This is a genomic window from Streptomyces sp. WAC06614 (genome assembly GCF_003949795.1).
Lineage (GTDB): Bacteria > Actinomycetota > Actinomycetes > Streptomycetales > Streptomycetaceae > Streptomyces.
Window position 1 is genome coordinate 1 of the sequence record NZ_RPRY01000448.1, and the last position, 4,627, is coordinate 4,627.

3 protein-coding genes and 1 pseudogene are annotated in these 4,627 nt (G+C 77.0%); all 4 read left to right on the plus strand.

Annotation, left to right across the window (positions count from 1 at the left end):
- Positions 1–923 (plus strand): annotated as a pseudogene (locus EF918_RS32880) (hypothetical protein); the annotation flags it as partial.
- A gap of 142 nt (positions 924–1,065) precedes the next feature.
- Positions 1,066–1,551, plus strand: coding sequence for a hypothetical protein (locus EF918_RS32885; protein WP_125652561.1), 486 nt, complete (start codon positions 1,066–1,068; stop codon positions 1,549–1,551).
- A 20-nt stretch (positions 1,552–1,571) separates the two neighbouring features.
- Positions 1,572–4,163, plus strand: a complete 2,592-nt coding sequence (locus EF918_RS32890; RefSeq protein WP_221889780.1) for a molybdopterin-dependent oxidoreductase — start codon at positions 1,572–1,574, stop codon at positions 4,161–4,163.
- Positions 4,160–4,627: FAD binding domain-containing protein (locus EF918_RS32895; RefSeq protein WP_185922032.1), on the plus strand; the 468-nt coding region annotated here is incomplete at its 3' end. The genes EF918_RS32890 and EF918_RS32895, both read left to right, overlap by 4 nt.

Genomic DNA, 4,627 nt, shown 5'->3' on the forward strand with positions numbered 1-4,627 from the left:
GCCCGAGCCACGCCGGGGCGGGAGGGCCGGGGGACCCCGGCGTGGCTCGGGCGGAGCCGGTGGGGCCCAGTTCCGTCCAGGAGCGGGTCGCGCTGCGGGAGTTGCTCGGTGAGCGCTACGCCCTCCTGGCCAGCCGGACCGAACTGCTCGGCTCCCGGCTGCCCTCCCTGCGCGCCACCCCCCAGGACGACCTCACGCCGGACCTGGTCGCCCTCGCGGCCTACCAGGCCGACACCTGCGGACCGGTGCCCCGGGCCGACCTCGTCCGGGCCGCCCGGGCCGGCGCCGCCCGGGCCGGCGGTGGCCCGGGACCGTACACGCCGCTGCTCCGCTGCCTCGGCTCCGGCCTGCGCCGTCTGCCCGGCCACTACGGGGCGGTCATGCTGGCCGCCCCGGCCGAACAGGTCCCGCTGGACCGCTACATGCCTGGCTCCCTGCTCGTCGAGCCCGCTCCGGTGGCTGCCGTACCGGCCTGCGACGCCGACCTGGAGGGCACCGTCGAATTCGGCATCTGGTCCACCGCCGGCCGCCGCATGGCCCTCTTCGCCGGACCCGAGGACGAGCCCGAGGTGGTGTTCCCGCCGGGAACGGCCTTCTCCGTCCTGGCGCTGACCGCACCCGCCGACGACGACGGGCCGATCCGCATCCTGCTGCGCGAACTCGCGCCCGCCGAGGCGCAGGCGGCGGCGCGGCCCACGAAGCCGGGAGGCGCCGCCGCCTCCGCCGTCGCCCGGTCCCGGGAACAGGACGACCAGGCGCGGACCCGGCTGACCGCCTGGTTCGCGCGCAGGGACATGCTCGCGGCGCCCGACCGCCGCCCGCTGCCGCACGTCACCCGGTACCACGTGGCCCCGGGCGGAGCCCCCCGCCAGGACCCGCCACCGGCCGGCGAACCGGGACCGGCACCGCGTGCGTACCCATAGGCGAGACCAGACCTGGCACCGGGACCGACCGGCTCCGAGCACAGCACAGCGCAGCGCAGCGCAGCACAAGCACAAGCACAGCGCAACGCAGCCCGCACAGCTCGCCGTCGGCCCGCGTACGGACGATCGGAACGGGAAGACCATGCACGGAACCAGACGCTCCACCCTGCTCGCCGCCGTCGCACTGGCAGCGGCGGCCCTGCTCTCCGCCCCCGCGGCGGCCACCGCCGCCCCGGTGCCCGGCGTGTCCGCCGCCCCGATGGAGCCCGACGTCCCGGCGGCGCCCGGCACCTGCACCGACCCGACCTTCGGCGGGACGTTCTACTGCGGCGGCACCTACGGCTCCGGCAAGGCCTTCTACACGTTCTCCAACGGCACCCGCGAGATCTTCGTCATCGGTGCCGACCACGCCGTGTGGACCCGGTGGACCCGCACGGACGGCAGCTTGAGCGCTTGGACCTCCCTGGGCGGCCAGGGCCACGCGGCGCCGCGGATCCTCCCCCGCTCGACCAACTCCTTCGCCGTCCGCGTCCGGGACTACACCCGGGGCAGCGACAGCGTGCCCTACACGGAGTACGAGCGCGTCCGCTCGTCCAGCGGGAGCTGGACCTCCTGGTACCGGGTCTAGGCCGCCCCGTGGACGTCACCGTGAACGGAGCCGCGCGGCAGGTCGTGCCCGCCCCGGACGCCACCGCCGTCGAGCTGCTGCGCGACACGATGGGCCTCACCGGGGCGAAGCTGGTGTGCGGGTCGGGCGCGTGCGGTGCGTGCACCGTGCTCGTCGACGGCGTCCCGAGGGTCTCCTGTCTGACCCCGGCCGTGGCCCTGGAGAACCGATCCGTCACCACGGTGGAGGGTCTGCACGGCAAGCACCCGGTGCAGCGGGCCTTCGCAGCGCACGACGCCCTGCAGTGCGGCTACTGCACCCCGGGGTTCGTCGTGGCGGCGTCGGAATTCGTCGACCGGTGGCGCTCCGAGCACGGTGACACCGCGCCGCCGCGGCCCGAGATCACCGCGGCGCTCGCCGGCAACCTCTGCCGCTGCGGGGCGTACCCGGGCATCTACGCGGCGGTCGCCGCGGCCTGCACCGGCGCCCACGACGCGCAGGACGCGGCCGCCGCCCCCCGCGTCCCGCCCGCCCGCGTCGAGGCCGAGGAGAAGATCACCGGTGCGGCGCGGTACACCACGGACCACCGCCCCGAGGGGATGCTGGAGGGCGTCATCGTCCGCTCCCGGCATCCCCATGCCCGGGTCCGGTCGGTGACCGGCGCCGGGACGCTGGTCGACCTGCTGCCCGCCGACCGTACGGTCCGCTACGTCGGCCAGCCGGTCGCGGCCCTCGCCGCGCCCACCCTCGCCGAGGCCCTCGCCGCCGCCCGGCAGGTGGAGGTGGAGTACGAGGTCCTGCCCGCGGTCGTCGACGTCCGCCACGCCGAGGAGCCCGGCAGCCCCCTGGCCTACCCGTCGCGGGCGGACCGCAGGACCGCCCCCACCTCGGTCGAAGGGATCCTGATCCCCGCCCGGTGGCGCGGGAACCTCCGGGGCCCCCTGAACCTGAGCCGGCGCGCCCGCGTGGCGGTGCACCGCATCGAGGAGGCGCGCGCCGACCGGCGCGGCGGCCGGCACCTGGTCGAGGGCACGTTCACCACCGCACCGCAGACGCACACGCCCCTGGAACCCCACGCCTGCCTGGCCTCGTGGGACAGCGCGGGGGAGCTGCACCTGTGGGTCTCCACCCAGGCCGTCGGCGCCGTGGCCGAACAGGCGGCCGAGCGGTTCGGGCTGAAGCCCGGTCAGGTCCACGTCACCGCACCCCACGTCGGGGGCGGATTCGGCGCGAAGCTCCGGATGACCGGCGAGACCGTCGCCGCCGCCGAACTGGCGGCGGCCCACGCGGCACCGGTCCGGGTCGTCCTGAGCCGCGCCGAGGAACTCACCGACGGCGGCCACCGCCCCGGCACCCGCGCCGAGATCGCCGTACTCGTCGACGAGCGGGGAGACCTGGCGGCGCTCACCCTCGACGTGCACGCGGACGGCGGCACCTCCATCGGCTCCGGCGTCGCCGCGCAGGCCAGGTTCCTGTACGGCCGTGCCCCCCGACGCCTGCGCGACTACGACATCGTGACCAACCGGCCGCCCGCCGCCCCGTTCCGGGGGCCCGGCGGGCCGCCCCTGGCCTGGGCGCTCGAACAGGCGGTGGACGAAGCGGCGCACCGCCGGGGGGAGGACCCCCTCGTGCTGCGCCGCCGCTGGGACGGCAACGCCAAGCGGCGGGCCCTGTACGACGTCGCCGCCCGCCTGCCGCTGTGGACGCGCCGCCCCACCTCCCCCGGGACCGGCCGCTTCCGCCGCGGTGTGGGCGTGGCCGCCGCCAACTGGGTGTACTTCCTCGACCCGGGCACCCGGGTCGAACTCGCCGTCGAGCAGGGCCTGGTGGTGGCGCGCAGCGCCACCCAGGACATCGGCCAGGGCTCCCGGTCCGTCATGGCCGAGGTGGTCGCGGCGGAGCTGGGGCTGCCCCGGGAACTGGTCCGCGTCGACATCGGCCGGAGCACCGCCGTCCACGGCCCGACGTCGAGCGCCGGCCGGACCACCGCCTCGGTCGCCCCGGCCGCCCGCGACGCCGCCGTCCGGCTGCGTGCCGCGCTCACCGCCCGGGCCGGGCGGGCCGCGGCCACCGCACCGCTCCACGCGCTGCTGGCCGGGGCCGACGGCCTGCGCGTGATCGGCCGACGCCCCCGTGACCGCCGCGGCCACGTCACCCCCGTCGCGGTCGACCACCTGGCGGTCGGCCGCGGGTTCACCGGCGCCGTCCAGGTCACGGAGGTGGAGGTCGACACCCTGCTCGGCCGGACCCGCGTCACCCGGGCGTGGTCGGGGATCGCCGCCGGCCGGATCCACGCACCCGTACTGGCCCGCAGCCAGTGCGAGGGCGGGATCGTCCAGGGCATCGGCTACGCCCTCCACGAGGAGCGGATCACCGATCCGCTGACGGGCGTCGTGCTCACCGACGACCTGGACGACTACCGCATCCCCGGCATCGGCGACGTCCCCGAGATCGACGTCCACTTCCACGAGGAGGGGTTCGAGCACGTCGACGGCGGCGGGGTCGGCCTGGCGGAGGTCTGCACCCTGCCGGTCGCGGCGTCCATCGGCAACGCGGTCCACGCCGCCACCGGCTGGCGGCCGTACCACCTGCCCATCCGCCCCGACCGGCTCCTGGAAGGGCTGAACCCGTGAACCGGCCCCGGACCCTCGACGAAGCCGCCGCCCTCGTCCGGGCCGGCCACGGCGAACTGCGCGCGGGCGGTACGGACACCACCGCCCGGCGGCACCGCGCCGCCGCCGGCCCGCCGCCCGTGCAGATCCCCCCGCTCCCCGCCCTGTACGGCATCACCCGCCACGGCGACGGCACCACCCGGCTCGGCGCGCTGACGACCCTCGCCGCCCTCGCGGCCGACCCGGGGCTGCGCGCGGACTACCCGGCCCTGACCCGTACCGCGGCCGCCGTGGCGACACCGCAGATCCGCGCCGCGGCCACGCTCGGCGGCAACCTGCTCCAGCACAACCGCTGCGCGTACTACCGCAACCCCCACGTCCGCTGCTTCCGCGACGGCGGCGACGGCTGCCCGGCACGCGACGGGGTCCACCGGCACGCGGCCGTGATCGACCAGGGCCCCTGCATCGCCCCGCACCCGTCGTCG

Coding starts and splice junctions, on each gene's coding strand:
- EF918_RS32885 (WP_125652561.1), top strand. CDS start 1,066: ATGCACGGAACCAGACGCTCCACCCTGCTCGCCGCCGTCGCACTGGCA.